The 25,904-nt window shown below is 65.7% G+C and carries 22 protein-coding genes; 12 read left to right on the top strand and 10 right to left on the bottom strand.

The genetic code is table 11. From position 1 onward, the window contains the following. Nucleotides 1–187: 187 nt before the first annotated feature. The gene (locus VFA16_RS19325; protein ID WP_324969363.1) at nt 188–1,762 is read right to left on the bottom strand and encodes a succinic semialdehyde dehydrogenase; all 1,575 of its coding nucleotides are present in this window, start codon (nt 1,760–1,762) and stop codon (nt 188–190) included. A gap of 162 nt (nt 1,763–1,924) precedes the next feature. Continuing rightward, complete coding sequence (locus VFA16_RS19320) at nt 1,925–3,571, bottom strand: acetolactate synthase large subunit (RefSeq protein ID WP_324969362.1); 1,647 nt, start codon at nt 3,569–3,571, stop codon at nt 1,925–1,927. A gap of 64 nt (nt 3,572–3,635) precedes the next feature. Between VFA16_RS19320 and VFA16_RS19315 the strand changes: the two genes are divergently transcribed. Continuing rightward, complete coding sequence (locus VFA16_RS19315; protein WP_324969361.1) at nt 3,636–4,052, top strand: GNAT family N-acetyltransferase; 417 nt, start codon at nt 3,636–3,638, stop codon at nt 4,050–4,052. A gap of 116 nt (nt 4,053–4,168) precedes the next feature. Then, the gene (locus VFA16_RS19310) at nt 4,169–5,584 is read left to right on the top strand and encodes an NADP-dependent succinic semialdehyde dehydrogenase (protein WP_324969360.1); all 1,416 of its coding nucleotides are present in this window, start codon (nt 4,169–4,171) and stop codon (nt 5,582–5,584) included. An 80-nt stretch (nt 5,585–5,664) separates the two neighbouring features. On the opposite strand, the gene VFA16_RS19305 is transcribed toward VFA16_RS19310, so the two are convergent. Together VFA16_RS19305 and VFA16_RS19300 are read right to left on the bottom strand one after the other, a co-directional pair. Further along, a complete protein-coding gene (locus tag VFA16_RS19305) occupies nt 5,665–6,606 on the bottom strand; it encodes a R2-like ligand-binding oxidase (RefSeq protein ID WP_324969359.1) in 942 nt (313 codons plus the stop codon). Then, complete coding sequence (locus VFA16_RS19300; RefSeq protein ID WP_324969358.1) at nt 6,603–7,274, bottom strand: TetR/AcrR family transcriptional regulator; 672 nt, start codon at nt 7,272–7,274, stop codon at nt 6,603–6,605. The genes VFA16_RS19305 and VFA16_RS19300 overlap by 4 nt, the downstream gene beginning before the upstream one ends. Nucleotides 7,275–7,500: 226 nt before the next feature. Here VFA16_RS19300 and VFA16_RS19295 point away from each other — a divergent pair, with 226 nt between their 5' ends. Next, a complete protein-coding gene (locus tag VFA16_RS19295; protein WP_324969357.1) occupies nt 7,501–8,442 on the top strand; it encodes a DUF5996 family protein in 942 nt (313 codons plus the stop codon). 41 nt (nt 8,443–8,483) lie between these two features. Next, nucleotides 8,484–9,980, top strand: coding sequence for an MFS transporter (locus VFA16_RS19290; RefSeq protein WP_414687761.1), 1,497 nt, complete (start codon nt 8,484–8,486; stop codon nt 9,978–9,980). Nucleotides 9,981–10,046: 66 nt separating this feature from the next. Here the strand turns inward: VFA16_RS19290 and VFA16_RS19285 are convergent, their stop codons facing one another. Beyond that, entirely contained in the window at nt 10,047–10,949 is a 903-nt protein-coding gene (locus VFA16_RS19285) for an LLM class flavin-dependent oxidoreductase (protein WP_324969356.1), read from the bottom strand. 141 nt (nt 10,950–11,090) lie between these two features. Here VFA16_RS19285 and VFA16_RS19280 point away from each other — a divergent pair, with 141 nt between their 5' ends. Both VFA16_RS19280 and VFA16_RS19275 read left to right on the top strand, forming a co-directional pair. After that, nucleotides 11,091–12,071: a phosphotriesterase-related protein gene (locus tag VFA16_RS19280; protein ID WP_324969355.1), complete on the top strand. Its 981-nt coding sequence runs from the start codon at nt 11,091–11,093 to the stop codon at nt 12,069–12,071. After that, nucleotides 12,068–13,546, top strand: a complete 1,479-nt coding sequence (locus VFA16_RS19275) for an AMP-binding protein (protein ID WP_324969354.1) — start codon at nt 12,068–12,070, stop codon at nt 13,544–13,546. The genes VFA16_RS19280 and VFA16_RS19275 overlap by 4 nt, the downstream gene beginning before the upstream one ends. Here the strand turns inward: VFA16_RS19275 and VFA16_RS19270 are convergent. Further along, on the bottom strand, nt 13,515–14,702 hold the full coding sequence (locus VFA16_RS19270; protein ID WP_324969353.1) for an acyltransferase: 1,188 nt from the start codon (nt 14,700–14,702) through the stop codon (nt 13,515–13,517). The genes VFA16_RS19275 and VFA16_RS19270 overlap by 32 nt on opposite strands. A gap of 243 nt (nt 14,703–14,945) precedes the next feature. Here VFA16_RS19270 and VFA16_RS19265 point away from each other — a divergent pair, with 243 nt between their 5' ends. The 3 genes from VFA16_RS19265 to VFA16_RS19255 all read left to right on the top strand — a co-directional run bounded on the left by VFA16_RS19265 (nt 14,946) and on the right by VFA16_RS19255 (nt 19,524). After that, nucleotides 14,946–16,301 carry a DUF3068 domain-containing protein gene (locus VFA16_RS19265; protein ID WP_324969352.1) on the top strand — a complete coding sequence of 452 codons (1,356 nt, stop codon included), beginning with the start codon at nt 14,946–14,948 and terminating at the stop codon, nt 16,299–16,301. 30 nt (nt 16,302–16,331) lie between these two features. Continuing rightward, nucleotides 16,332–18,056, top strand: coding sequence for a hypothetical protein (locus tag VFA16_RS19260; protein ID WP_324969366.1), 1,725 nt, complete (start codon nt 16,332–16,334; stop codon nt 18,054–18,056). A gap of 226 nt (nt 18,057–18,282) precedes the next feature. After that, nucleotides 18,283–19,524 carry an HNH endonuclease signature motif containing protein gene (locus VFA16_RS19255; RefSeq protein WP_324969351.1) on the top strand — a complete coding sequence of 414 codons (1,242 nt, stop codon included), beginning with the start codon at nt 18,283–18,285 and terminating at the stop codon, nt 19,522–19,524. A 194-nt stretch (nt 19,525–19,718) separates the two neighbouring features. Here the strand turns inward: VFA16_RS19255 and VFA16_RS19250 are convergent, their stop codons facing one another. From VFA16_RS19250 to VFA16_RS19240, 3 genes are all read right to left on the bottom strand, one after another. After that, nucleotides 19,719–20,171 (bottom strand): SRPBCC family protein, encoded by a 453-nt coding sequence (locus VFA16_RS19250; protein ID WP_324969350.1) that lies wholly within the window; start codon nt 20,169–20,171, stop codon nt 19,719–19,721. Between the two features lie 112 nt (nt 20,172–20,283). Then, on the bottom strand, nt 20,284–20,958 hold the full coding sequence (locus VFA16_RS19245; RefSeq protein ID WP_324969349.1) for a DUF2652 domain-containing protein: 675 nt from the start codon (nt 20,956–20,958) through the stop codon (nt 20,284–20,286). A gap of 114 nt (nt 20,959–21,072) precedes the next feature. Then, on the bottom strand, nt 21,073–21,840 hold the full coding sequence (locus VFA16_RS19240) for an SDR family oxidoreductase (protein ID WP_324969365.1): 768 nt from the start codon (nt 21,838–21,840) through the stop codon (nt 21,073–21,075). 111 nt (nt 21,841–21,951) lie between these two features. Here VFA16_RS19240 and VFA16_RS19235 point away from each other — a divergent pair, with 111 nt between their 5' ends. From VFA16_RS19235 to VFA16_RS19225, 3 genes are read left to right on the top strand one after another with little or no spacing between them, the layout of a single operon-like run. Further along, nucleotides 21,952–22,923: an aldo/keto reductase gene (locus tag VFA16_RS19235; RefSeq protein WP_324969348.1), complete on the top strand. Its 972-nt coding sequence runs from the start codon at nt 21,952–21,954 to the stop codon at nt 22,921–22,923. A 42-nt stretch (nt 22,924–22,965) separates the two neighbouring features. Then, the gene (locus VFA16_RS19230; protein ID WP_324969347.1) at nt 22,966–24,213 is read left to right on the top strand and encodes a cytochrome P450; all 1,248 of its coding nucleotides are present in this window, start codon (nt 22,966–22,968) and stop codon (nt 24,211–24,213) included. A 20-nt stretch (nt 24,214–24,233) separates the two neighbouring features. Further along, nucleotides 24,234–25,001 carry a class I SAM-dependent methyltransferase gene (locus tag VFA16_RS19225; RefSeq protein WP_324969364.1) on the top strand — a complete coding sequence of 256 codons (768 nt, stop codon included), beginning with the start codon at nt 24,234–24,236 and terminating at the stop codon, nt 24,999–25,001. 211 nt (nt 25,002–25,212) lie between these two features. Here VFA16_RS19225 and VFA16_RS19220 read toward each other — a convergent pair. Beyond that, the coding region (locus VFA16_RS19220) for an aminotransferase class I/II-fold pyridoxal phosphate-dependent enzyme (RefSeq protein ID WP_324969346.1) at nt 25,213–25,904 on the bottom strand (692 nt) is incomplete at its 5' end.

The following is a 25,904-nucleotide window of genomic DNA, read 5'->3' as shown; positions in this document are numbered from 1 at the left end:
ATTGCCGAGCTCGACTTCGGTAATGGTGCCCTTCAGCTGGTTTCGCGTCGACAGTCGCATCCACAATCCTCCATCTCCACCGCAGTTCCCGGCGAGCATAAGCCCACCGATCGGGCCAGCGTCGCTGTTTCAGGGCTAGTGTTGAGCGGAGTCAGCTTGTCGTGGGCTTATGTCATTGCGTATTCATCTATTTGACGCCGGGCAGCCGCTTAAGGACCCGCAGCCCGTTGGTCATCAGACGCGCATAGCGATCCGCATTGATAAATGCCGGCGCGCCGACAGGCAACACACGTTCAATAGCAATTGTTTGCGGCTCAGTATATTTCAGGATGCCGTGTTCGCCGTGGCGGCGACCGATACCGGACGCCTTCATGCCGCCCATCGGTGCATCCATCGAACCCCAGGCCGCCGCATACGCTTCGTTGACATTGACGGTGCCCGCCTGCAGCCGGCTCGCGACTCGCCGGCCGCGCTTCGGGTCGGAGGTCCAGACACTGAAGTTGAGGCCGTAGTCGCTGTCGTTGGCCTTCCGGATCGCCTCTTCCTCGGTGTCGACACGGTAGAGAGAGACCACGGGCCCGAACGTCTCGTCGGCAAACGCGGCCATCCCTTCGTGCACCCCAGTCAGAATCGTCGGCTCGTAAAAATAGGGACCGATGTCGGGGCGAGGCCGACCACCGGCAAGCACGGTGGCGCCCTTACTCACCGCGTCGTCGACGTGTTCTGCCACAGCCTTGAGTTGCTTGTCGGAAATCAATGACCCCATGTCGGCCGAATAGTCGAGGCCTGCAGACATTTTCAGCGACTTCGCCGCTGCTGCGAACTTCGATGTGAAGTCATCCCACAGCGTCCCGGGCACGTAGATGCGCTCGATCGAAATACACAACTGCCCGGCGTTGGAGAACGCTGCCCGCACCGCGCCGGACACCGCCTTACCGACGTCGGCGTCATCAAGGACCAACAACGCGTTCTTGCCGCCCAGCTCCATCGAGCAATCGATCAGCCGCTCACCCGCCTGCGCGGCCACGTTACGACCCACGGCGGTGGAACCGGTGAACATCAGATAGTCGGACTGCTCGATGATCGGGGTCCCCAGCTCGGAGCCCGAGCCAGTGACAACCTGCACCAAACCCGGGGGCATGCCAGCCTCTTCGAGGAGCTGCACCGCCCACAACGCCGAAAACGGTGTCTGCTGGTCCGGTTTAGTCAGTACGGCATTGCCGGCAACGATCGCCGGAATCGCGTCACTGATGCCCAGGGTCAACGGATAGTTCCACGGCGAGATGACTCCGACCAGGCCCTTGGGATGATGGTGCTCCCACACTTCAGTGAGCGCCAACTGCACACCCTGCCGCCGCTTGGGAGCCAGATAGTCGGCGGCGGTGTTCGCGTAATAGCGCGACGTCAGGCAGACGTCAAGCACTTCCTCGAACGCATGCCGGCGCGCCTTGCCGTTCTCGAGCTGGATGAGGTCGAGCACTTCGTCCTGGCGCTTGAGCACGAGATCGTGGAAACGCAGCATCACCTCCGCTCGCTCGCGGATCGGTCGGGCGGCCCACGCCGGCTGCACGGCGCGGGCACGCTGAGCGGCGGCCGCCACGTCATCGGGTGTGCAACGCGGAACATCCCCCAGCCGGTGGCCCGTCATGGCATTGCTGACCTCGAGGCGGGAATTCCCGTCAGCAGCCACGACCCGATCAGCCAATTGGTTGAGTAAGACGGTGTCTACCGTCTCGGGCGACCGCCCGGCGATCGTGGTCATGGCGTCACTCGGAATGGGTACCGGCCGGCTTCCGTGGCGTAGATCATGGCGTTACTCCTTTTGCTCACTAACTACAAGCTTGCTTCCGTTTTTGGGGGTACCCGTTTCAGTCTGCGCCGCTTACGCCTGACGGGTGAGTGGTTCGACCGGCTGATGCGGCCACTACAACGTCGCGTCCAACTGGCCGAGCCGGTCGGTCAGCCGCAGATTCTCGGAGTAGTCGACCGGGCAGGAAATCACCGACACCCCGTCGTCGTCGAGCGCGCGCTTGAGTGTCGGCAGCAATTCGTCCGCGCTGCCGATCCGATAGCCTTTGGCGCCGAAGCTTTCGGCATAGGACACGACGTCGGGATTGCCGAACTTGACGTAGTAGTGGTCGCCGAGTTCGAGGTCCATCTTCCATTCGATGAGCCCATAGCCGCCGTCGTCCCAGATCAGCACCACCAGCGGTATGCGCTCGCGGACCGCGGTCTCGATTTCCTGCGAGTTCATCAGGAACGCTCCGTCGCCCACCGCGGCCAGCACCTTGCAGTCCGGGCGCGCCAGCTTGACCCCCAGCGCTCCGGGTAGCGCAAAAGACATAGTGGACAAGCCATTTGAGATCAAACAGGTGTTGCGCTCGTACGTGGGATATAGCCGCGCCATCCACATTTTGGTGGCGCCGGTGTCGACTAGCACCACGTCGCTGCGGCCCAGCGCGGCGCGGGTGTCGGCGACGACCCGCTGTGGGGCCAGCGGGAACCGCGAGTCTTCTTGTCCCCGAGCGAATTCCTCGGCCAGCATCTGGCACACGGGAGCGGTGTCCTCACTGGAGTAGCGTTGCCCGGCCAAGGCGTCGGTGAGTGCATTTAATGACGCGCTGATGTCGCCGATGATCCCCACGGCAACCGGATAGTGCACATCGACTTCGGCGGGGAAGCGGTGGATGTGGATGATCTTCTTGTCGCCGCTCGGGTTGATCTGGACGGGATCGAACTCCTGCAGCTCGTAGCCGACGGCGACGACCACGTCGGCGTTGTCGAACCCGAAATTGACGTAGTCGTGCCGCATGAACCCGATCGTGCCGATGCTGTGGGTGTGGTCGTCGGGCATCACGCCCTTGCCGTGGAAGGTGTTGGCGACCGGGATTCCCAGCTCGTCGGAGAACCGCACCAGGGCCGCGCTGGCGTCATTGCGGGCTGCACCGTGCCCGGCCAGCACCACCGGGCGCTGCGCCGAGCGCAAGATCTCCACCGCCCGCTGGACTTGACCGGCAGCCGGGGCCTCGGCGCGCACGACGTTGCGCGGCAACGGCGTCAGGTCGTAGTCGGTGTCATCTGCATCGATGTGCTCGGGCACTGCCAGGTACACCGCGGCCGGCCGTTCGGTCTCGGCCACCTTGAATGCCTTGCGGAACATTTCCGGGATCGCCCGCGCGGTTGGAACGCCGTCGGCCCAGCGGGTGATCGGGGCGAACATCGACACCAGGTCGACGTACTGGTGCGACTCTTTGTACTCGCGGTCGTGACCGACCTGAGCCGAGATCGCGACCAACGGGGTGCTGTTGGTGGTGGCGTCGGCGACGCCGAGCTGCATGTTGATCGCACCTGGCCCCAATGTGCTGGAGACGACGGCCGCGCGGCCGGTGACCCGGCCATACATCTCGGCCATGAACGCCGCCCCTTGCTCGTGGCGGGTGAGCACATAGCGGATGTCTGACGCCGCCAGCGCTTGCACGAATCGGATGTTCTCCTCACCCGGTATCCCGAAGACCACGGACACACCCTCGTTTGCGAGGCATTTCACCATCAGCTGGGCGGCTGTACTCACGCTGGCCACGATAGTGGCAGGCTGGAGGGCGGTTCTGTCGATCAAGCAGCCGCAGGATGTCAGCATGTCATTTCTTCGAAAGAGGCGGCAGTCGGGTCGGGGCGTCACGGGCGGCCCGCTCGGCGACCCGGTCATTACCAACGCCGCCGAGCTGAAACACCGGCGGTACGCGATCAGCGTCGGCGGCGTCGAGGTCGGGCTCACGGCTTACGTCGACACCGATGGGCAGCGCATCTTCTACCACACCAAGGTCAGTGATGAGTTGCGCAGCGGTGCGCTGGCCGACACCTTGATCATGACGGCACTCGATGACACCCGCACCACGGGTAAGCGGATCGTGGCGCTCTGTCCCCGCGTAGCGGCGTACGTCGACAGGGAAGAGAGTTACGACGATCTGCTGGACCCGGTGACCCCGCGAGCCCACGCCGCGGTCCGTGCGGAGTTGGCCGGCGATGCCCTACCCGGAATTGGACCCGAGTAAGGGCATGGACGGCCCGCTAGTCGCCGCTATCGACATCAGCCACCGGCGCCGAGCTCGACGGTGGCAGGGTGGAAGTTGAATGCCGTTTCGCACGTTTAGCATCCCAGGAGGTCAGTGTGCCCATCGCCACGATTAACCCGGCCACCGGAGAGACGGTCAAGACTTTTACTCCCGCGACCAACGAGGAGATCGACGCGGCCATCGCGCGGGCACACGCGCGCTTCCTCGACTACCGCCGTACCAGCTTCGCGCAGCGCGCCGAGTGGACAGGCGCCACTGCCGACCTGCTGGAGGCCGAGGCCGACGAGACCGCGGCGATGATGACCCTCGAGATGGGCAAGACGCTGGCGGCATCAAAGGCCGAAGTGCTTAAGTGCGCCAAGGGATTTCGCTATTACGCCGAGAACGCCGAGCAGCTGCTCGCCGACGAGCCGGCTGACGCCGCCGCAGTGAACGCGGCCAAGGCGTACACCCGGTATCAGCCGCTGGGGGTGGTGCTGGCGGTCATGCCGTGGAACTTCCCGCTCTGGCAGGCGGTGCGGTTCGCCGCCCCCGCGCTGATGGCCGGCAACGTCGGCATCCTCAAGCACGCCTCCAATGTGCCGCAGACGGCGCTCTACCTCGCTGACGTGATCGCCCGCGGCGGGTTCCCGGAGGGCTGCTTCCAGACGCTGCTCGTGCCGTCCAGCGCCGTGGAAACCATCTTGCGCGACCCACGGGTGGCCGCGGCGACGCTGACCGGCAGCGAGCCGGCGGGCCAATCGGTGGCGGCGATCGCCGGCAACGAGATCAAGCCGACCGTGCTCGAACTCGGCGGCAGCGACCCGTTCATCGTGATGCCGTCGGCTGATCTCGACGCGGCGGTCAGTACCGCGGTCACCGCGCGGGTGCAAAACAACGGCCAATCCTGCATCGCGGCCAAGCGGTTCATCGTCCACACCGACATCTATGACGAGTTCGTGGACAAATTCGTGGAAAAGATGGCAGCGCTGCGGGTCGGCGACCCGACAGATCCGGACACCGACGTCGGTCCACTGGCCACCGAGCAGGGCCGCGCCGACGTGGAGAAGCTGGTCGACGAGGCCGCCGCGGCCGGTGCGGCGATCCGCTGCGGCGGAGAGCGTCTGGATCGGCCGGGCTGGTTCTACCTGCCGACGGTGATCACCGACATCAGCCGTGACATGCCGATTTTCTGCGAGGAGGTGTTCGGTCCGGTGGCATCGGTGTATCGCGCCGCCGACATCGACGAGGCGATCGACCTGGCCAATGCCACCACCTTCGGGCTGGGCTCCAACGCCTGGACCCGCGACGAGTCCGAGCAGCAGCGCTTTATCGACGACATCGAAGCCGGCCAGGTCTTCATCAACGGAATGGTGGTGTCGTATCCGGAGCTGCCGTTCGGCGGCGTCAAGCGATCCGGCTACGGCCGTGAGCTGGCCGGCCACGGGATTCGTGAGTTCTGCAACGCCAAAACGGTCTGGGTCGGCTCAGCGGACCGCGGTGACGGCGGCGGCGGGAACAAGGTCGAGTAGCGATTCGTGTGCCTTATCGCGAGATCGACGTGAGCGCCGAAATTTTGGTCTTTTACGTACTGGCGTCGATCTCGGCGGAGTTATGCCGAAGCCGCCAGCGCCTTGGCGTCTTCGGCGCCGAAGGTGTCCTCCAGTTGCAGTGGTGAGTAGTCGAGGTCGATTTCCTCGAGCGGTCGCCCGCGGGCGCTGCTGATCGTGCCGAGTCGCCGCAGTCCCTTGTCGGTGGCGTATGCCATGAACTCGTCAAGTGACAGGTCGAAGGGAACGTCGGGGGCATACAGAGCAAACCCCTCGTCGATGAGGCGCTGCCCCAGCGGGATGAGCTCGTTCATCCGCGTTTCGAACACCGTCCAGTTCGCGTCGTCGGCGGCGACGTGGCGCCGACAGGTGAAGGTGCCCCATGCCATGTGGCGTCGTTCGTCGTCGCCGATGCGCTGCACCAGTTCCTGCATGCCTGGCAGAATGCCGCGCTCCACGCAGATCTTGTGCCACGCGTAGTAGCCGGTCAGCGCCAGCATGCCCTCGACGATGTGGTTGTACGTCACCGACGCGCGAACCTGCGCAGCCGGCGAGGGATCCACGTATAGCGTGTTCAGCGATTCGGGAAGTTCCTCGTTGAATATCTGCCGGTATGCCGGAAGGTCGTCGAAGTAACTGTGCAAGTCGTCGGTGACCCCGACGGCGTCGAGCCAGAGCCGGAACACCTGGGTGTGCTTGGCCTCTTCGAACGCGAACTGCGTCAAATACATTTCGTCGCCGAGCCGGCCTTCGGCCCGCATCGCAGCCATGAACGGTTGGATGTCCTTGGTCACCGCTTCCTCGCCGGCGATGAACTCCGCGCACAGCCGGGTGGCGTAGTCGCGTTCCCGGTCGGAAAGCGCCTCCCAATCGGCGCGGTCGCGGGAGAAGTCGATATCGGCGGGGTCCCAGAACTTGGCGTTGCCGCCGGCGAACAGCTTGAGCGGCAAGCTGTTCCAATTCAGGCCGCCCGCGGCCAGCGAGCCGTACTGTGCGCGTGTCATGTGACCTCCTTGATTGTTGGCTGCTTTGCCGGCGAGAACGCGGCGGAAAGCACAGCGACGAGTCGGCGCACTGCCAGCGCCGGCTGCTCGGGTGTGGGCTCGTCGAGCCCGAGAATGGGGTCCATGCCGCGCACGTAGGGAGCCAGCGCTAGGTGCGGAAAGATCAACAGCAGCAACGACAACAACGCGTCGGTGTCGGAATCCGCCCGCAGGTCGCCGCGGGCACGAGCGTCACGTACGAGCGGGCGCAAGACCTCCAAGTAATGCCGGTGGATCACGCTTCGCACACTGATGCGAGCGTCGGTGTCGACCTCGAAGCTCGCCGCGGCGTGGAGCGCCCGTTCCCGTGGATGGTCGGCGAAGTAGGCGACCCAGTCGTCGAGCAGGTCGGTGAGAAAGTCGAAGAATGGCCGGCTCGGGTCGAGCTCGCGAATGCGGGCCTCCATGTAGGACCGCACCCGCTGGCTTCCGACGTCGGCGATGAACGCGTAGAGGTCGCGCTTGTCCGCGAAGTACTGAAACAGGCTGCCTTTGGCCACCCCGGCGCGCCGCGCGATGACGTTCAAGCTGCCGCGGGAAAACCCGTGCGCTCCGAACTCCGCCTCCGCGGCTTCTATCACCGCTGCCCGGCGTGCCGCATCGACGCGGGCCCACGTCACCGTCGGCATCGGTCCTCCTCGCGTCGATGACCACTGGTCATCCTAGTGTGACGCAGCTCACTCCTCAAGGGCGTGGGCGCTGTTGGCGTCGTATCCCGCGATTTAGGCGAGTGCAAGAAAGGCCGGTAGCGGGAGGTCTAACGTCGACATCGAGCCGCGAGGTGACCTGGGTGCGCCGCGGGATGCGGGTCGGACTTCGCCGATCGGAGCGGCCGAACCGAGGAGTGGTTATCGGATGGCGCAACACAGCGACGAGTGGCCGAGCCTGCGCGTCGAGGACTGGGCTCCAACGCGGGACACGCTGCACATGTGGACCCAGATCGTCGGCAAGGTGCGGCTCGCCCATTCGCCGATGGTCAATCATTGGTGGCAGGTCACCATGTACGTGACTCCGCGCGGCTTGACGACGTCGGCGATTCCGCAGGGGTCCGAGGCGTTCGATATCGAGTTCGATTTCGTCGACCATCAGTTGCTGATCCGCAGTAGCACCGGCGCCGCCCGTAGTGTGCGGCTGCAACCAAAATCGGTGGCCGACTTCTACTCCCAAACAATGCAGGCGCTCGATGAATTGGGATTCCACACCACCATCCAGTCGCACCCGAACGAGGTTGACCCTGCCCTCCGATTCGCCGAGGACTTCGAGCACAAGTCGTACGATGCCGCTGCCGCACACCTATTCTGGCGCCAGCTGCTGCATGCGAACCGTGTACTCGGCCAATTCCGATCACGATTTGTCGGAAAAGTCAGCCCAGTGCATTTCTTCTGGGGCGCAATGGATCTGGCTTGCACGAGGTTTTCCGGCCGTCGCGCGCCTCGCCATCCCGGCGGTGCCCCGAATGTCGGGGACTGGGTGATGGTGGAGGGGTACTCGCACGAACTGAGCAGCTGCGGGTTTTGGCCGGGAGGCGGCGATGAGGGCGCCTTTTACGCCTACGCCTATCCCGAACCGGACGGCTTCGCGGACTACCCCGTCAGGCCTGGTGAGGCTCACTACAGCAAGGATCACGGCGAGTTCCTCTTGCCCTACGAGGTCGTACGGCAAGCGGCGGACCCCGATCAAATGCTTCTCGGATTCCTGCAGGACACCTACGAAGCGGCGGCAACCCGTGCGGAGTGGGATCGCGCTGCGCTAGAGGACGATCCGGATCGTTGGAAGGCACACCAAACGCGTTCGTAGCCAACGCTTTTCAATTCAGGCGCCTTGAAGGAGCGTGAGTCGTGGAGCAACCCGAACGTTCTCGATCAGTGGCGTCGCGCAGGGTACCCTTGGCGTCGCCTGCTGCGCGGTGGCTGATCGCCGGCGCGGTGCTCGGTTCCGGGATCGCATTCCTCGACGGCACCGTGGTCAATGTCGCGCTTCCCGCCATAGGGCGGGATCTGCGCACCGGACTGGCCGGCCAGCAGTGGGTACTCGACGGCTATCTGCTGACGCTAAGTTCGTTGCTGCTCTTGGGAGGCGCGGCAGGCGACCGCTACGGCCGTCGCCGTATTTTCGTGGGCGGCCTGGCCGTTTTCACTGCAGCCTCGCTAGCGTGCGGTCTGTCACCAACGGTGGGCTGGCTGATTGGCGCGCGATTGGTGCAGGGCGTCGGCGCGGCCGCGCTGGTTCCCGGCAGCCTGGCACTGATTGACACGGGAATCACCGAGGAAGACCGCGGCCGTGCGGTGGGGATCTGGGCGGGCATGTCCGGGGTGACTTCGGCGCTCGGCCCCTTCATCGGCGGTTGGCTTGTCGACGCCGCATCGTGGCGGTGGGTGTTCTTCTTGAACATTCCGCTGGCCGCCGCGGCGGTGTGGATCGCAGCCCGGCACATTCCTGAGTCACGCGATGTCACGTCCCAGGGGCGAGTGGACCTTCTAGGCGCCGCAGCGGTCACGGTGGGCTTTGCCGGGGTGACCTACGCGCTGATCGAAGCACCTTCGCGGGGCTGGACACCGGTCACAGTGACCGCTGCCGTCATCGGCGCCGCAGCGCTAGCGGCCTTTCCGCCGATCGAGATACATTCGGCTGCACCGCTTTTGCCCATGCAGCTATTTCGCTCTCGCCAGTTCACCGGCGCCAACCTGACGACCTTGGCCGTTTATGCGGCACTCGGCGGCGCACTTTTCCTGCTCGCCCTGCACCTGCAACAAAGCCTGCGCTACTCGGCGCTGGCCGCTGGGCTAGCCACACTGCCGATGACGATCATCATGCTGATTGGCTCGCCCTGGGCCGGTGCCCTTGCGGAGCGCACCGGTCCGCGGCTGCCGATGACGATAGGTCCGCTGGTTGCTGCCGGTGGTTTGGCGTTGATGGCCCGCATCACGCCAGGAGCGTCGTATCTCGAAGCGGTGCTGCCTGCCGTCGCTGTGTTCGGCGTCGGGCTGGCCATTACCGTCGCCCCGCTTACCGCGGCCGTCCTCGCCGCCGTGCCTGACACCCATGCAGGAACCGCATCGGGCGCCAACAACGCAATCGCACGCATCGCCGGCTTGCTCGCCGTCGCAGTGCTGCCGGTCGCGGCGGGTATCCGCGCCGGCGTGGGACAACCTCTAGGCCACGGCTTCGCTGTTGCGATGATCATTGCCGCGTTCGTATCCGCGATCGGGGGCATCGTGGCGGCCGGGACCATCCGTACCGGCGTTGAGGTCGCACACCAAGTACTGCCTGGGGTCAACCATGCCTGCCAAGACGCGTGCACTAGACATGCCGCAGGAGCGCAGCAGGTCGCGTAATCTAGCCTCGCTCGCAGCTGACGGCTGCGAATCTCGTTGCCCTCTCGGCTTTTTGGCTGCCACCTGTCAGTTCTGTTCGACGGCGAGTGCCGTACGCACACCGGGCACCACTTCGTCGGTGAACCGGCGAAGCTGAGTTTCGGTGGTCTCGTCCGGCCAAAAGATCACCGTGTCATATCTCAGGTCGCGGACGAAGTGAGCGATGGTCTCGACCCAGCGTTGCGGCGGCCCGATGACAGAGTTATTGCCGACGGGTGGGCCGTCGTCGCGATCATCGGTAATGGCGCCCGGTAGTTGAGCAAGTCGTCGGATCGCATGCGGGTCCCGTCCGGCTGCGCGGGCGGCGGCATCGATGCGCTCCTGCGCCTCGGCTCGATCTTCGTGGGCAAGGTAATTCGGGATCGGGGCAGCCCAGCCGTCGGCGACCCGGCCGGTCAATTCCAGGGCTCGCGGGCCGATGGAGCCGAGCCAAATCCCGATGGCGTGCGCCGGCGCCGGCCCAGCGTCCACTCCGTCGACGTGGTAGTGCCCTCCACCGGCGCGGGCAGTTTCACCGGATCGCCACAACGCTCGGATAACGTCGATGGCCTCCGCCAGCGCGGGCAACGCGTCGCGGCGCGCGAGAATAGGACCACCCATCGCCGCGATCGCCTCGGTGCTCGCGCCTCCACCGAGACCGAGTTCGAAACGCCCGCCGCTGAGTAGATCCAATGTGGCCGCTGACTTAGCGAGGATTGCGGGCGGACGCAGCGGCAGGTTAGCCACGTCAGGAAAGACCCGGATTCGTGCGGTCCGCGACAGCAGATAGCCGATGAGGCTGAAGGTGTCGACAAACTCGGCCACATACGGATGGTCCTGGATGGCGAGCAGGTCCAAACCGGCGTCATCGGCGGCAACGCCGAGCTTGACGATGGTGTCGAGTTCTTCGGCCCTCGGTGCCAGCGATACGCCGAATTGCACCTCATTCATTGCTTCGCTCCACTTTGACTGATGGCTGGGCGGACTTTGCCCTCGACACCAGTGCAGCACTGCGGCCGCCGTTACGGGCGCTTTCAAGCCGCGCTTCTCAATCCACCGACAGCGCCGCCCGATCGCTCTAGCATCGGCTGCGTGCCGCAACTGAATACCGCACGAGGCCCCATCGATACCGCTGATCTCGGCGTCACCCTCATGCACGAGCATGTGTTCGTCATGACCACCGAGGTCGTGCAGAACTACCCGGAAAGCTGGGGCGACGAGTCCCAACGCGAAGCCGACGCGATCGAGCGCCTCAACGAGCTGAAGGCTCGCGGAGTCGACACCATCGTCGACCTCACCGTCATCGGACTGGGCCGCTACATTCCGCGCATCGCTCGCATCGCCCAGGCCACCGAGCTGAACATCATCGTCGCGACGGGCTTATACACCTACAACGACGTGCCGTTCTGCTTCCACTATCTCGGCCCCGGAGCGCCGCTGGACGGGCCTGAAATCATGACGGACCTGTTCGTCCGCGACATCAAGCAGGGCATCGCCGACACCGGAGTCAGGGCCGCAATCCTCAAGTGCGCCACCGACGAACCCGGCGTCACCCCCGGCGTCGAGCGGGTGCTGCGCGCCGTCGCACAGGCCCACAAACGCACCGGTGTGCCGATCTCCACCCACACCCACGCGCCCACGCGGCGGGGTCTCGAGCAGCAGCGCGTCTTCGCCGAGGAAGGCGTCGACCTGTCCCGCGTGGTGATCGGCCACTCTGGCGACACCACCGACATCGACTACCTCGAAGAGCTCATCAATAACGGCTCCTACATCGGCATGGACCGGTTCGGCATCGACGCGTTCCTGCCGTTCGAGGACCGGGTGAACACGGTGGCCCGGATGTGCGAGCGCGGGCACGCCGACAAGATGGTGCTGTCGCACGACGCCAACTGCTTTTTCGACGCGCTGCCCGAAGACCTGTTGCGGGTCGCCGCGCCGAATTGGCATTACCTGCACATCCATAACGACGTGATCCCCGCCCTCAAGGAGCGCGGCGTCACCGACGAGCAGCTGGACACCATGCTCGTCGACAACCCGCGCCGCATCTTCGAACGCCAGGGCGCCTACCAATGACACCGGGTGAGCCGGTACCGCCGATCGGGACGCAGATCTCGCGGCTGGCCCAACAGGCACCCGAGGAACCGGCGGTCACCTGCGATGGGTGCACGATCACGCGCGCCGAACTGGACGCGTCGACCAACCGACTGGCCCGGGCCTACGCCGAACGGGGCGTCGGCGTAGGCGATTACGTGACGATCGTGCTGCCCAACTCCGTCCAATGGATACAGGCCGCGGTGGCGTGCTGGAAACTCGGTGCGGTGCCCCAGCCGCTGTCCCCGCGGCTGCCGGACCCGGAATTCGAGGGTCTCCTGCAGCTGCGGCCGCGAGCATTGCTCGTCGGGCGTAAGGATCCTAAAGGTGAAATCCCCAGCGTCCCAGCGGGCTTCACACCTGATACATCGGACGCCCCGCTGCCCGAAGCGGTTTCGCCGTGCTGGAAGTCGATGGCGTCCGGCGGAAGCACCGGACGCCCCAAGCTGATCGAAGCCGGCGGCGACAGCCGGATACCGCCCATCATCGGCTACCCGCTGGGCGCACAAGAGGGGGACACCACCCTGGTCTCTGTGCCGCTGACCCACAACACCGGCATGACCACCGCAGTCATCGCGTTGCTGATGCGACACCACCTGGTGCTGATGAGCCGGTTCGATCCACACGAGTTTCTGCGGCTGATCACCGAACATCGCGTCACGTTCTTGACGACCGTGCCCACGATCATGCAGCGGCTACTGCCGGTCTACCGCGCCAACCCTGATGCCTACGACCTGTCATCGATCCGGCGGTTCTGGCACGTGGGCGCGCCATGTCCACCGGCAATCAAGCAGGGCTGGATCGAATTGCTGGGGCCCGAGAAGGTTTGGGAGCTCTACGGCGGCACCGAACTTCAAGCACTGACATTCATCTCGGGCGAGCAGTGGCTGACCCACCCCGGGTCGGTGGGCGTCGTCGTCGCCGGCGAGATGAAGGTGCTCGACGACGACGGCCGCGAATGCCCGCCGGGTGTGGTCGGCGAGATCTACATGCGGCCCAGTCCCGGCACTCCGCCGACCTACCGCTATGTCGGTGTTTCGGCCAAGACGCGCGACGGCTGGGACTCGCTGGGTGATCTCGGCTATTTCGACGCCGACGGCTACCTCTACCTATCGGACCGCCGCGTCGACATGTTCACCGTCGGCGGCCGCAACGTGTATCCCGCCGAGATCGAGAACGCGCTGTCGGCGCACCCTGACGTGCTGTCGTGTCTGGTGGTCGGCGTTCCCGACGACGATCTGGGTCAGGTGCCCTACGCCCTGGTACAAACCAGCGGCGGGTCGACGCTGGACGAGCAAGCGCTGCAAGCGTTTCTGCGTGAGCACATCGCCGCATACAAGGTGCCGCGGACCGTGGAATTCGTCGACGCCCCGCTGCGAGACGATGCCGGCAAGGCGCGCCGCTCGGCGGTGCGCGCCGACGTCATCACGCGGTTGCAGGCGCGGCAACACTGCTGACAGGCTCGATCCCCGGAACGTCCCGCGGGTCTTGCCCGGGCTGGGTGCTGCGATGTTCCCAGCGGCGCAACGCTTCTCGGCACGGTGACTCGACGAGCGCGAAGCTCACCGCTGCGATCGCGACGGCGAAGATCAGGGTCAACACCAGCACGACGGGCATCGACCCGGTGAACGCGAATTCGCCGATCACCGGAAACACCATCGCCAGCGCAGCCAGGTGCCACACGAAAATGCCGTACGACCACCGACCCAGGGTCACCATCCCCGACGTGGCCAGGAACCGGTGCGGGGTGTCGGGCCGGTCCAGTACCAGCGGTGCCACCAGCGCGAAGGCCAACACAGCGCCCATCGCGGTCTTGACGGCGAATTGCCCAGCGGTGCTTGGCGTCAACCCAGCCGGGCCCGCCAATGGTGATGCGCCGATCAGATAGGCCACCACCGCGACACCGGCCACCAACACCCTGCTCCGCGCCAACCGGTGCGGCAGCCCGAGCGGCATATACAGCCACTCGGCCAGCAGCATGCCCGCGGCGAACCAGGAGAAAAACGCCGGCGGCCAGTTCAGCGGGTTGAGCCCGGGCGTCGCCCCGAACGGAATCCAGCCCCAGGCCCAACTGCCGACTGCGACAGCGGCGATCACCGGCACCCGCAGCCGGACCGGGATCCGGCGCGCCAACAGCGCCAGGATGGGCAACGCCAGATAGAAGCTCACCTCAACTGACAAGCTCCACATCTGCGTCAAACCCGCCGTCAGGGTGAGCGGAACATAAATCTGGGTCAGCGACAGATTCGCCAGCCACACCGTCAGGCTGGCGTGGTCGGCGTCAGGCAGCAGACAAAGGATCACCACGACGGCCACCACGTAGCCGGGCATGATGCGCACCACCCGAGAGCGCAGATAGTGACCCGTCGCCGGCGGAGCCCCGAGGCCTCGTGCCGCCGCGGCATGTCCCCGCCACAGCAAAAAACCCGACAGCGCGAAGAACACTGCCACAGCGAAGTCGAACCGGCCGAACAACCTGCCGTCGACGCCGCTGGAGTGCCCCGTCTGGAAAGCGACGTGGGTGACGACGACCCCGATGGCCGCACAGGCGCGCATGCCTTCCACGGCCGGCAGGAAGCTGCGGGTGCCACCGACCTGCGGCCTGTCAGTCATGTGCGCCGCTCCTCCTCATCGCATTACCGGCGCGGGTTATCAGCACAGTCTGCCGTGCGGTGTGAGGCCGCCCAAGCTGGGTACACCGCACGTGCTTGCGGCGAGATTCGGTACATAAGCCGCGACCTTAATGTCTGCTGTTAGGGTCAAACGGGTTTTGCCTCGCTGCTCCCCCGCAAGCGGGAGGTGCCCACGGGCGCACGCCGGTGGGGGCGATCTCGGACCAGAAGGAGGTCACGCAACGTGAACCGAGCAGTCATGTTGCGGATCGCCGCGTGCGGAATCATGGGTCTCGGGGCTGCTCTGCTGATCGCCGCGTTGCTGTTGTGGACATACACCACGAGCAGGATCACCAAGATCCCGCTCGACCTCGACACCACCTTGATCAGTGACGGCAACGGAACCGCGCTCGACCCGGGGTCGATGGCCGGTGACCACTACGTGGTCAACCAGAACGTGTCGCTGGTGTCCCAGCAGCAGATCAGCGTCGAGTCACCCGCCAACGCCGATGTGGTCACGCTGCAAGTCGGCAGCACGGTGCGGCGTAGCGACAAGCAGAAGGACACCGGACTGCTGCTGGCGATCGTCGACACCGTCACCCTCAACCGCAAAACGGCGATGGCCGTCTCCGACGAAACGCATCCCGGCGGTTCCGTGCAGAAACCGCGCACCATCAAGGACGAGAGCCCGCCCACCAACATCGCGCTCCCACACGACGGGTTGTCCTACCGGTTCCCGTTTCACACCGAGAAGAAGACCTACCCCTACTTCGACCCGATCGCACAAAAGGCATACGACGCCAACTACCAAGGCCAAGACGACGTCAACGGTCTGACCACCTACAAGTTCACCCAGAATGTCGGCTACGACGGCGACGGCAAGCTCGTCGACCCGGTCAAATACCCCTCGCTCTACGCCAATGACGACGACGGCAAAGTCACCGCGTCGGCAGCGATGTGGGGCGTGCCTGGCGACAATCCGGACGAAAAAATCACCATGACGCGCTATTACGCGGCGCAGCGGACATTCTGGGTTGACCCGGTGTCGGGCACCATCGTCAAAGAGCAAGAGCACGCTAACCACTACTTCGCCCGCGATCCGCTCAAGCCCGAGGTGACGATCGCCGACTACAAAGTCACCTCCAATGAGGAAACCATTGAGGCACAAGTCAATGCGGCCCGCGATGAGCGTGACCGGCTGGCGCTGTGGTCACGGGTTTTGCCCATCACGTTCACCGCAGCCGGTCTGATCGCGCTGATCGGCGGTGCGGTGCTCGGCTGGTTCAGCCTGCGGACCGAGGCCGCGCTGATCGACCCTGGTCTGGACCGAGCTGACCACGGCTTCTTCGGCCGAGACGACACGGCGGGCCAGGCGGTGTCGGGGGCTGAAGCCGAGACCGAGATCCTCCCGACGCGGCCCGATCTGGATGACGGGGCTGCACCGCCCACCGCTGGTACACCTCATCCCGGTGCGCCCACCGCTGGTACACCTCATCCCGGTGCGCCCACTGCTGGAACACCTCATCCCGAGTCAGGGCCGGCGGAGTCCGGTCCGACTGATTCCGGTCCGCACGACTCAGGTCCGCCCGAGCGTCACTAACCGACTGTGACCCGGATAATGCGCCGGGCTGTGCAGTGGTCCGCGCCGGGATACGCCTTGCTGCTGGCGCTGCTGGTGGTCGGCCCCTTGCTGGGCCCGGGCTATCTGTTGCTGCGCGACGCGGTGTCCACGCCGCGGTCATATCTGTCCGATACCGCGCTCGGACTGGGAGAGTCGGCGCCACGGGCAACGCCACAGGATTTCGTGGTAGCGGTGGCCTCGCATCTGCTCGACGGCGGCGTCGTGGTCAAGGCACTGCTGGTGCTGGCGTTGTGGCTGGCCGGTTGCGGCGCGGCCCGCTTGGCCGCGGTGGTGCTGCCCGAAGCGGGACGGCCCGGCGAGTTCGTCGCGATCACGCTGGCGACCTGGAATCCCTATGTCGCTGAGCGGCTGTTGCAGGGGCATTGGAGTCTGCTCTTCGGCTACGGGTGCTTGCCATGGATTGCGACGGCCATGCTCGGTCTGCGGTTGGCAGGCGGCCGGCGAAGATTTTTTGCCTTGGCCTTTTGGGTTGCGCTGGCAGGGTTGACGCCGACCGGCCTGATCGTGGCGGCGACGGTGGCCCTGGTGTGCGCGACGACGCGCGGCTCCGGCTATGGGCGTTGGCTGTGCGTGAGTGCGACGGTGGCCGTCGCGGTGGTGGCGGCGCTGCCCTGGTTGACGGCGTCGGTGCTGGGCCCGTCCTGGGGGACGCGTACCTGGGCGCAGGCTCCCGCGGTTGCCGTGTTCGCCCCGCGCGCCGAACCCGGTTTGGGCACGCTCGGCAGCTTGGCCAGCCTCGGGGGGATCTGGAACGCCGAGGCCGTGCCTACTTCGCGCACAACAATTTTCGCGGTGGTGGCAGCCGTGGCACTGCTGGCGATGGTGGCGACTGGTCTGCCGGTGGTGCTGCGCCGGGCGGCGGCGGTGCCGCTGCTCATGCTGGCGGCGGCCGCCGTGCTGGGGCCTGCGCTGCTGGCCACCGGTCCGGGGCTGGCGCTGTTGCGTGCGCTGGTCGACGCGGTTCCGGCGCTCGCGGTGGTCCGGGACGGTCAGAAGTGGGTGGCGCTGGCGATGCCGGGATATGCACTGGCCGGGGCCGGCGCGGTGGTCACCTTGCAGCGTTGGCTGCGGCCGGCGGTGACGGCAGTGGCGTGCTGCGTCGCGCTGATAGCGGGCCTACCGGATCTCTGCTGGGGTGTCGGCGGCAAAATGCAGCCGGTGCACTACCCCGTCGGCTGGCCCGCCGTGTCGGCGCTGATCAACCAGGATCCCGGCCCGGTGGCGGTGCTGCCGGCGGGCACCATGCGCCGCTTCTCCTGGTCAGGTCGGTCACCCGTACTGGACCCGCTGCCGCGCTGGCTGCGCGCCGACGTGCTGACAACCGGTGACCTGACGGTTTCCGGGGTCACCGTTGCCGGGGAAGGCGCCCACGCGCGCGCGGTGCAGGGCCTGCTGCTGGCGGGCGCCGATCCCGGCGCGCTGCGCGATGCCGGCGTGGCGTGGCTGGTCGTCGAGTCAGGAACCGCAGGCGACATGGGCGCGGCGGCGCGCACGCTCGACTTACTGCGTCCGGTCTACCGTGACGCTGATATGGCGCTGTACCGGGTCGGCGGCCACCGGGTAGGCGCGTTGACGGACCGGCGGATTGCTGTGCTGGTCGCGCACCTGGCATGGCTGACGTTGCTCGTCGGCGGCGCTGTCGGAATGGCCGTCACCGGACGGCGCCATGTCCGTCCTGGATCGACACTCGGCGAACACAAGCGAACAAGCTGACGCGTTGCCAAAATATCCTCAATGCCAGCTTGTTGAAATTCAAACGGGCAGTTGTGATTCGCTCTCACGCCTTCGCTGTAGTTGCCTTTCGAGGCCCCGTGCGCAAGGCCGCGGTGGGACCTGTTTTGGCGGCCAATGAGGCTGTGCCGCTTGGCAGATGATGAGCGCACCGCCCCGCGCGGATCGGTGGCCGAAACTTGTCGTACCTGGCTGCCATGATGACGTTATGTCTTCGACCGCATCGGCTGCCGCGGCGCTAAGCCCTGCCGAGCGCCTTGAGGTGCTGTTCGAGGAGTTGGCGGAGTTGGCCGGTCAGCGCAATGCGATTGACGGGCGCATCGTGCAGATCGTCGCCGAGCTGGATCGCGACGAGCTGTGCGGCGCCACCGGTGCACGCTCGGTGGCGGCGTTGGTGGCCTGGAAACTCGGCGCCTCATCGGCAAACGCCCACACCATCGCCACCGTGGCGCGCCGGCTGGCCGAGTTTCCCCGCTGCGCGGCGGGCCTGGCCGAGGGGCGGCTGTCGCTGGATCAGCTCGGCGTCATCGCCGCACGGGCGGGCGAGGGGTCCGATGAGCATTACGCGGCGCTGGCGGCGGTTGCCACGGTCAACCAGCTGCGCACCGCGGTGAAGCTCGAACCGCGACCCGACCCCGATCCTCGACCGCAACCGCAGCGCTTGATCACCAAGACCACCGACGAGCAGGGCAGTTACTGGCGAATCAGACTTCCCCACGACGAGGCGGCGACGTTCGACGCCGCCCTGGCCTCTCACCTGGATGCGCTGATCGCCGAATGGAAACACGACCACGGCGAGCGCGGGTCAGACAATTGTCCCCCGCTGCCGAGCACCGTCGAGGCGTTTATGCGCCTGGTCGAGGCCGGATGGGACGCCGAGGCCACCCGCCGGCCCCACGGGCAGCACACCACGGTGGTGGTGCACCTCGACATTGCCCAGCGCGCCGCGGCGCTGCATCTAGGTCCGCTGCTATGCGACGCCGACCGGAAATACCTGACCTGTGATGCCACCTATGAAGTCTGGTTCGAACGGCACGGGCAGCACATCGGCGCCGGCCGAGCGAGCCGGGTGATCAACCGGCGGCTACGCCGCGCCCTCGAGCACCGCCACCCCAGCTGCGCGGTCCCCGGCTGTGGCGCCACCCGCGGCCTGCACGCCCACCACATCCACCACTGGGAAGACGGCGGTGCCACCGAGCTGGCCAACCTGGTGCTGGTCTGCCCGTATCACCATCGGCTGCACCACCGCGGCGTCATCACCATCACCGGAACCGCCGACGATCTCATCGTCACCGACAGCTCCGGTCGACGGCTCAGCGCAGCATCGCTCGCACGTGCGCCCAACCGTCCCCCGCCCGCCGTCGCACCGTGTCCTGGGCCCACCGGCGAACGCGCCGACTGGTGGTGGTACCAACCCTTCCAGCCCCAACCCCCACCAACAAACAACTAGCTTGGCCACCGGAGCCGACATGACCAGCACTGCACCCAAGCCCAAACGGGTTGAGGCATAGGCGATCTCCGCCACGCCCTCATCAAGATCCCCGCTGACATACGCACTAATTGCATCCGAGTCGGCCGACGGCGGGGCTGGCTGATCGGGCCATCACATTAGCTACCCACTTCCGCCCGGCTCGTCTACCGGTATCACTGCTGAGATCGCTGTTGGCTCTCCAGCGCCTTGGCGCAGCCGGCAAGAATCGCCAGGAAGCTCGAGCGCAGCAATCGGCGCGTGATTGCCTCCAGCAACGCGCCTCCTGCGCGGGCCGGATGGGTGTAGTTGCTCCGCCAATCGACGTGGGTGCCCTCGCCCGACGGGGTGAACGTCAGGGTGCCGCCCTCGTGGTTGAACGGCGGGAATGAGCCGACGATCAGATATGAGTAGCTGTGCGGGCGATCGAAGGCCGTGATCTCTTCGCGGAACCAGGTGCCGACTCCCCGCACCTCCCGCAGCGCGCCGACGGCAGGTTCGGAGACGCCTTGTGCCCAACCGGCCTTGAGAACCGCCGGCGCCGCGGCCAAACTGCGCGGATCGGCCAGCCAGTCGAAGACCCTTTCCGGAGATGCGGCAATGGTGCGCTCGACGTGAATCTCGACCATAAATCTCCCCTGCCCGATAATGCGATTTCCTCGGCACATGTTAGACCGACCGACTTACCAGCGCGGGCAACGCAAACACCTCGGATCGCCCAGTGAACCGAGGCCGCGTAGTTCATGCCGGGGTCATTTCTGTGGTGCCGCGGCCAAGGTTGCGGAAGCCGACGGCGGGTTTCTTGATGCCCAGGACGAACGGCAATGCACTCAACTCAAACTTCAGCTTGGCTCCCAGACGGGCAGAAGTCCTGCGCTCGGGCATGGTCGGTGGTATCTCGGACGCGGCGAGGTCGATGTAGTACGTGGAGGTTTGGCCGATGTCATCGAAGTCGTGAATTAGCGGCGTGCACAGCCGGCGCACCGACTCCTCGAGACACTGCGCCACCGGCTCGGTCATCAGCACGTATTCCCGTACTGGCACTTGGTTTTTCAGCATCCGGTGCACCAGGATTACATCGACGCCGGCGAGCTCGATGCGGCGCTTCACCCGTTGCTCCGCCACCTCGCCTTGGTGCGCCACGAACTTGACTGACAGCTTGTCGAGCTGCGCGCAGCTCGCGCAGTCACAGGTATCGTCCTTCTTCATCCTTTCGCGACATGCGAGGAACGCTTTTCGCATCCGGGGCAGCCCATCGCACACAAGCAGTTTGGCGTCGCCGTCTGGCGCCCAGAAGAAAGCGGCATCACCCTCCAGCTTCGCCAACTTGAGGCCCTTGCCCGCGTCGATGACCGCCTCGAGCAGTGCCGCCACCGTCAGCTGCGCATGGGCCAGGTGCATCCGGTTCCAATGCATGTAGTGCGTGTATCCGCCAATGTCGGCAATGACGAGGACGGCGCCGAACAGCCATGAGTTCGGCAGTGTAGTGGCCCGACCCGGTTGATTGGTGGAGGAACGGTCTTCGCCCGTCTACGTTCCACCGGGATCCGGGAAGGCTGGTGGGCTGGCCGGTGCGCCTCTGGCGACCACGACCGGCATCGACGTCGCAGCATCGGTGCGCAAGATCGTGTGCACCACTTCGATGAGGTCTTCGACGGGCATCAACTTGCCGGGCATGCAGCCACGCGACAACCAAAGCGGGTAGGTCTGCTTGGCCAGCTCGAGGTCCCAGTCGCTGCTCATTCCCGTTTGGCCGTCACCCTCTCCGCCGGGGCACTCCCCGACGATGAGGCACGTGAAGCCGATGTCGGGGTGCTCGGCCCGCCACGCCTCCACCAGCCTCTCCAGCGCGGCCTTGCTGACGCCATAGGCCCCCAGGCCCGGCCATGGCGGCCCGAAAGTGCCTGCGTCAGAAGAAAGATAGACCGCTTTGCCCGCAGAGGCCGTCAAGTGCGGCACCGCCGCGGCAGTCGCCAGCGCCGCGCCGATGACGTTGGTGTCGAAGATGCGCCGCCAAGTTTCGGCGTCGGTGTCGACCATACGGACGAGCGGCCCTATGGCGGGTGTGTAGACGAGGTTGTCGATGCCGCCAAGCGCCTGGGCGGCCTCGGTGACAGCCGACCGGCACGACGCCTCGTCAGTGACGTCGCATTCGATGGCGATCGCGTCGTGTCCGGCGTCCTTCGCCGCGGCTTCGATCCGCTCTCGGCGCCGGGCCAGAAGCGCGACCTGATCACCTCGCTGCGCCAGCCCAACCCCGATGCAGCGCCCGAGCCCACTCGAGGCGCCGATCACCACCGTCCGTGACATTTCCGCCCTCTCTTGTAACGAGCCGCTGCAGGCACAGCGTATCGGCCATTGGGTGGACACTCGCGGTGGGCGTGGTGGCCGTCTCAGTACGGTGGGCATATGAAGTATCTGGACGTCGACGGAATCGGGAAAGTCAGCCGGATCGGGCTCGGCACCTGGCAGTTCGGATCGTTCGAGTGGGGCTACGGGGACAGTTATGCCTCTGGTGCGGCCCGTGACATCGTTCAGCGCGCCCTCGCCTTGGGGGTCACGCTGTTCGATACCGCCGAGATCTACGGGCTGGGGCGGAGCGAACGGATCCTCGCCGAGGCACTCGGAGACAAGCGGGCCGAGGTTGTCGTCGCCAGCAAGATCATGCCGATCGCGCCGTTTCCCGCGGTGGTCAAGCAGCGTGAGCGCGCCAGTGCGCGTCGGCTACAGCTGGACCGCATCCCGCTGTACCAAATCCACCAGCCCAACCCGGTGGTGCCCGATTCGGTGATCATGCCCGGGATGCGCGAGCTGCTGGACAGCGGCGCTATCGGTGCGGCCGGCGTCTCCAACTATTCGCTGTCACGTTGGCAGAAGGCCGACGCCGCGCTCGGACGTCCGGTCATCAGCAACCAGGTGCATTTCTCGCTTGCGCATCCCGAGGCGCTCGACGACCTGGTTCCGTTCGCGGAGCGGGAGAACCGCATCGTGATCGCCTACAGTCCACTGGCGCAGGGGCTGCTGGGCGGCAAGTACAGCGTCGAAAACCGGCCCGGTGGCGTCCGCGCGGTCAACCCGCTTTTCGGTACCGAGAACCTGCGCCGGATCGAGCCGCTGCTCCAGACGTTGCGCGACGTCGCCGCCGAGGTCGACGCCAAGCCGGCACAAGTGGCGCTGGCCTGGCTGACCAGCCTGCCGGGCGTCGTCGCCATTCCCGGGGCGTCGAGCGTCGAGCAACTCGAGTTCAACGTTGCCGCCGCCGATATTGAGCTGAGCGCGCAGGCCCGCGACGCGCTCACCGACGCGGCACGCGCCTTCCGCCCAGTGCCGGCCAGGCGCTTCCTCACCGATATGGTCCGCGAGAGGGTCTTACGTCGGTGATCAAGCCGTTTGAGAGCGGGGCGTCCGGTGAATCAGCTAGGTGTGTCCGACTACCCGTCCGGGGGGCGAAACGGGCGGTCACCCGTTTGGCGGCCTGACGCCACACCCACCGACCCGGCCGACCCGGCTTTTCACGCTGCGCCCAATCGGTTCGATATGTGGCAGGCGGCGCGCCGCGAGCATCCGATTGCGTGGACCACGTCGGCCACCTACGGCGAGTTTTGGTCGGTTACCAGCCACGCGTTGGCGCGCGAAGTGCTGCAAAATCCCCGGCAGTTCGCGTCAGGCTCGGGCATGCGTCTGGGCGCCAATGCCCGTGCGGTTGCGCTGGCTTCGGGGAAAATGCTGGTCGTCACCGACGGTGCCGATCACCGCAGATTGCGTGCCGCACATTCGGCTTGGCTGTCAAGCACGGCGATTGACCGGATCGGTTCGGATATCGACAACGACATCGAAAAACTGGTCACCGATTTGGTCGCAGCAGGCGGCTCCTTTGACGCCGTCAAAGATCTCGGCGCGACCATCGCCCGCCAAGTGCTTGCGCGAGTGCTGGGAATACCGCACGCGGACTGGGCGGAACTGGGCAGGCTGACCGACGCCGCCTACGCCACCAATGTCGCGCAAGAGGCCGCCGAGGCGCACGGCGCCTTGCTGATGTATCTCTATGACCTGCTCCAGCAGCGTCGGGCCAATCCGCAGGACGACTTTGTCACTGCGCTGGCCCAGACAACCGTGGACGGCCGAACGCTTACCGACGACGAGATTTTGCTCAATCTCGATGGCATGCTCACCGGCGGACTGGAAACGACTCCGCTAGCGATGTCCGGTGGCCTGGTGGCCTTTGCTCGCGATCCGGCTTGCTGGCAGCGGCTGCGCGAGCACCCCGAGTTGCTCAACACAGCTGTCGAGGAGATGCTGCGCTGGACTTCTCCGCCGGCACACGTGATGCGGACCGCCACCGCTGAGATTCCTATGGGCGAAGCGAAGATTCGATCAGGCGACCGCATCGTCTTGTGGATACCGTCGGCCAACCGTGATGAGACCGTCTTTTCCGACGCTGAGCGTTTCGTGGTGGATCGCAAACCCAACCCGCACCTGTCCTTCGGCGGCGGTCCACATTACTGTGTCGGCGCGGTGTTGGCTCGTATCGAACTGCGCTGCCTGCTAACCGTTTTGGCGCGTCTCATTTCTTCCATTGAAGTTACTGGCCGTGAAGAACCTCGTCATTCGAACTTCCTTCACGGCTACGAGGTCGCCGAAGTGACAATCGTTCCCGATCAGCATGCATAGTGCTTATCGGTAGGTCCATGATGGACGACATGGCCGAAATTTTTGACATCGACAGCATGCCGCGCGGTGGACCTGATGCATCGCGCCTGGACCGGTGGCTGCAGACGGATCGTTTGGAATACCTCGACCGCGACGACGTCGACCATCTGAAACGCAAAGTGGTCCGCTCATTGGAACGCGCCGGGCGCAGATTCGGCATCCACAAGAAGCTCGCGCGCATTGCCCTCGATCAGGTGGCTGACGTAGCAGATCCCAAGATCCTTGAATTGGGCTCCGGTCACGGCGGTCTGTCGTTAGCGCTGCTGGAGATGCATCCCACCGCACACGTCACGGTTACCGACATCGATGCTGCGTCGGTGACCGCGATCGCCGCCGGCGATTTGGGCAGCCACCCACGCGCGGTGGTCCGTCAGATGGATGCGACCGCCATCGACGCGCCCGACGGGCAATACGACCTCGCCGTGCTGGCGCTGTCCTTCCACCACATGCCACCGGCGCAGGCCGCCCGAGTGTTCGCCGAAGGCACCCGGGTCGCGGACAAGCTACTGATCATCGACTTTCGGCGTCCGCCACCATTCCTGCACCTCTTCCGGTTGGCGTTAAGGCTGCCGCTCGCAGCAGTGAGACCGGCAGCGCACGACGGGTTGATCAGCTCGCTGCGCGCTTACAGCCCGTCGGCGTTGCGCGCACTGGCCGGATACGCCGATCCGCAGATCACGGTCGAGCTGCGCGGCGGCGCGTTCAGACCGCAGATCGCGGTGGCGAGCCGGCCCCGCGAGCCGCGGTAACCCAGTCGCCGCAACGGGTGTACGTCAGCCGAAGCGGTTGGTACCAACCCTTCCAGCCGCAACCCCCACCAACAAACAACTAGCTTGGCTACCGGAGCCGATCATTACCGGCACTGCACCCAAGCCAAACAGGTTGACGCATAGGCGATCCCCGCCACGCCCCCATCACGATCGCCACTGGCATACGCACAAACCTGAGCCAAATCGGGAGCTACCGAGAGTCGCGCAGCGCGGCAAGTCGCGTGATCGCCAGGTCGAGGGTAGCGTCGCGCTTGGCAAAGTTGAAGCGCACCAAGTGATTCCATGCTGCGGCGTGTTCGGCCGCCGGATCACAGTAATCCGACATCGGCATCGCGACCACCCCTGCCTTCTCGGCGATCGCCGCACAAAAAGCCGTGCTGTCGTCGTAACCCAGTGGACGCGGGTCGGCGCACAGGAAGTAGGTGCCGGCGCTGTCGTGCACGGCGAAGCCGATCTCGGTTAACGCCGTCGCCAGCCGGTCTCGCCGGGCCTGCAACAAGGTTCGTCGCTGAGCGATCCAGGCATCTCCGGTGTTCAGCGCCAGGGCCACCGCGGGCTCGAACGGCGCGCTGCCGACGTAGCTCAAATGCTGTTTAGCCGCCCGCAGCCCGGCAATGAATCTCGCTGGGCCACAAGCCCATCCGATTCTCCACCCGGTGCAGTTGAAAACTTTCGACGCGCTCGAGACGGTGATCGTGCGCTCGGCCATGCCGTCGACGCTGGCCAGCGGGCGGTGGCGACGCTCTTGCGGTGATGAGTACACGAGGTGCTCGTAGACCTCGTCGCTGATGACCAGCAAGTCGGCGTCCACCGCGATCTGTGCAACGGCCGCGCGCTCGTCCGCCGTCAGCACCATGCCGGTCGGGTTGTGCGGCGAGTTGA

It is taken from the genome of Mycobacterium sp. (genome assembly GCF_035653355.1).
Classification (GTDB): domain Bacteria; phylum Actinomycetota; class Actinomycetes; order Mycobacteriales; family Mycobacteriaceae; genus Mycobacterium.
Note: the sequence above shows the minus strand (reverse complement) of the source record. Positions and strands in the feature narration are given on the sequence as shown.

Bases quoted from the DNA above. Each gene is read 5' to 3' on its own strand.
- VFA16_RS19325 (WP_324969363.1), bottom strand. From the start codon at position 1,762: ATGACCACGATCGCCGGGCGGTCGCCCGAGACGGTAGACACCGTCTTA.
- VFA16_RS19315 (WP_324969361.1), top strand. From the start codon at position 3,636: ATGTCATTTCTTCGAAAGAGGCGGCAGTCGGGTCGGGGCGTCACGGGC.
- VFA16_RS19305 (WP_324969359.1), bottom strand. From the start codon at position 6,606: ATGACACGCGCACAGTACGGCTCGCTGGCCGCGGGCGGCCTGAATTGG.
- VFA16_RS19300 (WP_324969358.1), bottom strand. From the start codon at position 7,274: ATGCCGACGGTGACGTGGGCCCGCGTCGATGCGGCACGCCGGGCAGCG.
- VFA16_RS19295 (WP_324969357.1), top strand. From the start codon at position 7,501: ATGGCGCAACACAGCGACGAGTGGCCGAGCCTGCGCGTCGAGGACTGG.
- VFA16_RS19285 (WP_324969356.1), bottom strand. From the start codon at position 10,949: ATGAATGAGGTGCAATTCGGCGTATCGCTGGCACCGAGGGCCGAAGAA.
- VFA16_RS19275 (WP_324969354.1), top strand. From the start codon at position 12,068: ATGACACCGGGTGAGCCGGTACCGCCGATCGGGACGCAGATCTCGCGG.
- VFA16_RS19270 (WP_324969353.1), bottom strand. From the start codon at position 14,702: ATGACTGACAGGCCGCAGGTCGGTGGCACCCGCAGCTTCCTGCCGGCC.
- VFA16_RS19255 (WP_324969351.1), top strand. From the start codon at position 18,283: ATGTCTTCGACCGCATCGGCTGCCGCGGCGCTAAGCCCTGCCGAGCGC.
- VFA16_RS19250 (WP_324969350.1), bottom strand. From the start codon at position 20,171: ATGGTCGAGATTCACGTCGAGCGCACCATTGCCGCATCTCCGGAAAGG.
- VFA16_RS19245 (WP_324969349.1), bottom strand. From the start codon at position 20,958: ATGCATTGGAACCGGATGCACCTGGCCCATGCGCAGCTGACGGTGGCG.
- VFA16_RS19235 (WP_324969348.1), top strand. From the start codon at position 21,952: ATGAAGTATCTGGACGTCGACGGAATCGGGAAAGTCAGCCGGATCGGG.
- VFA16_RS19225 (WP_324969364.1), top strand. From the start codon at position 24,234: ATGGACGACATGGCCGAAATTTTTGACATCGACAGCATGCCGCGCGGT.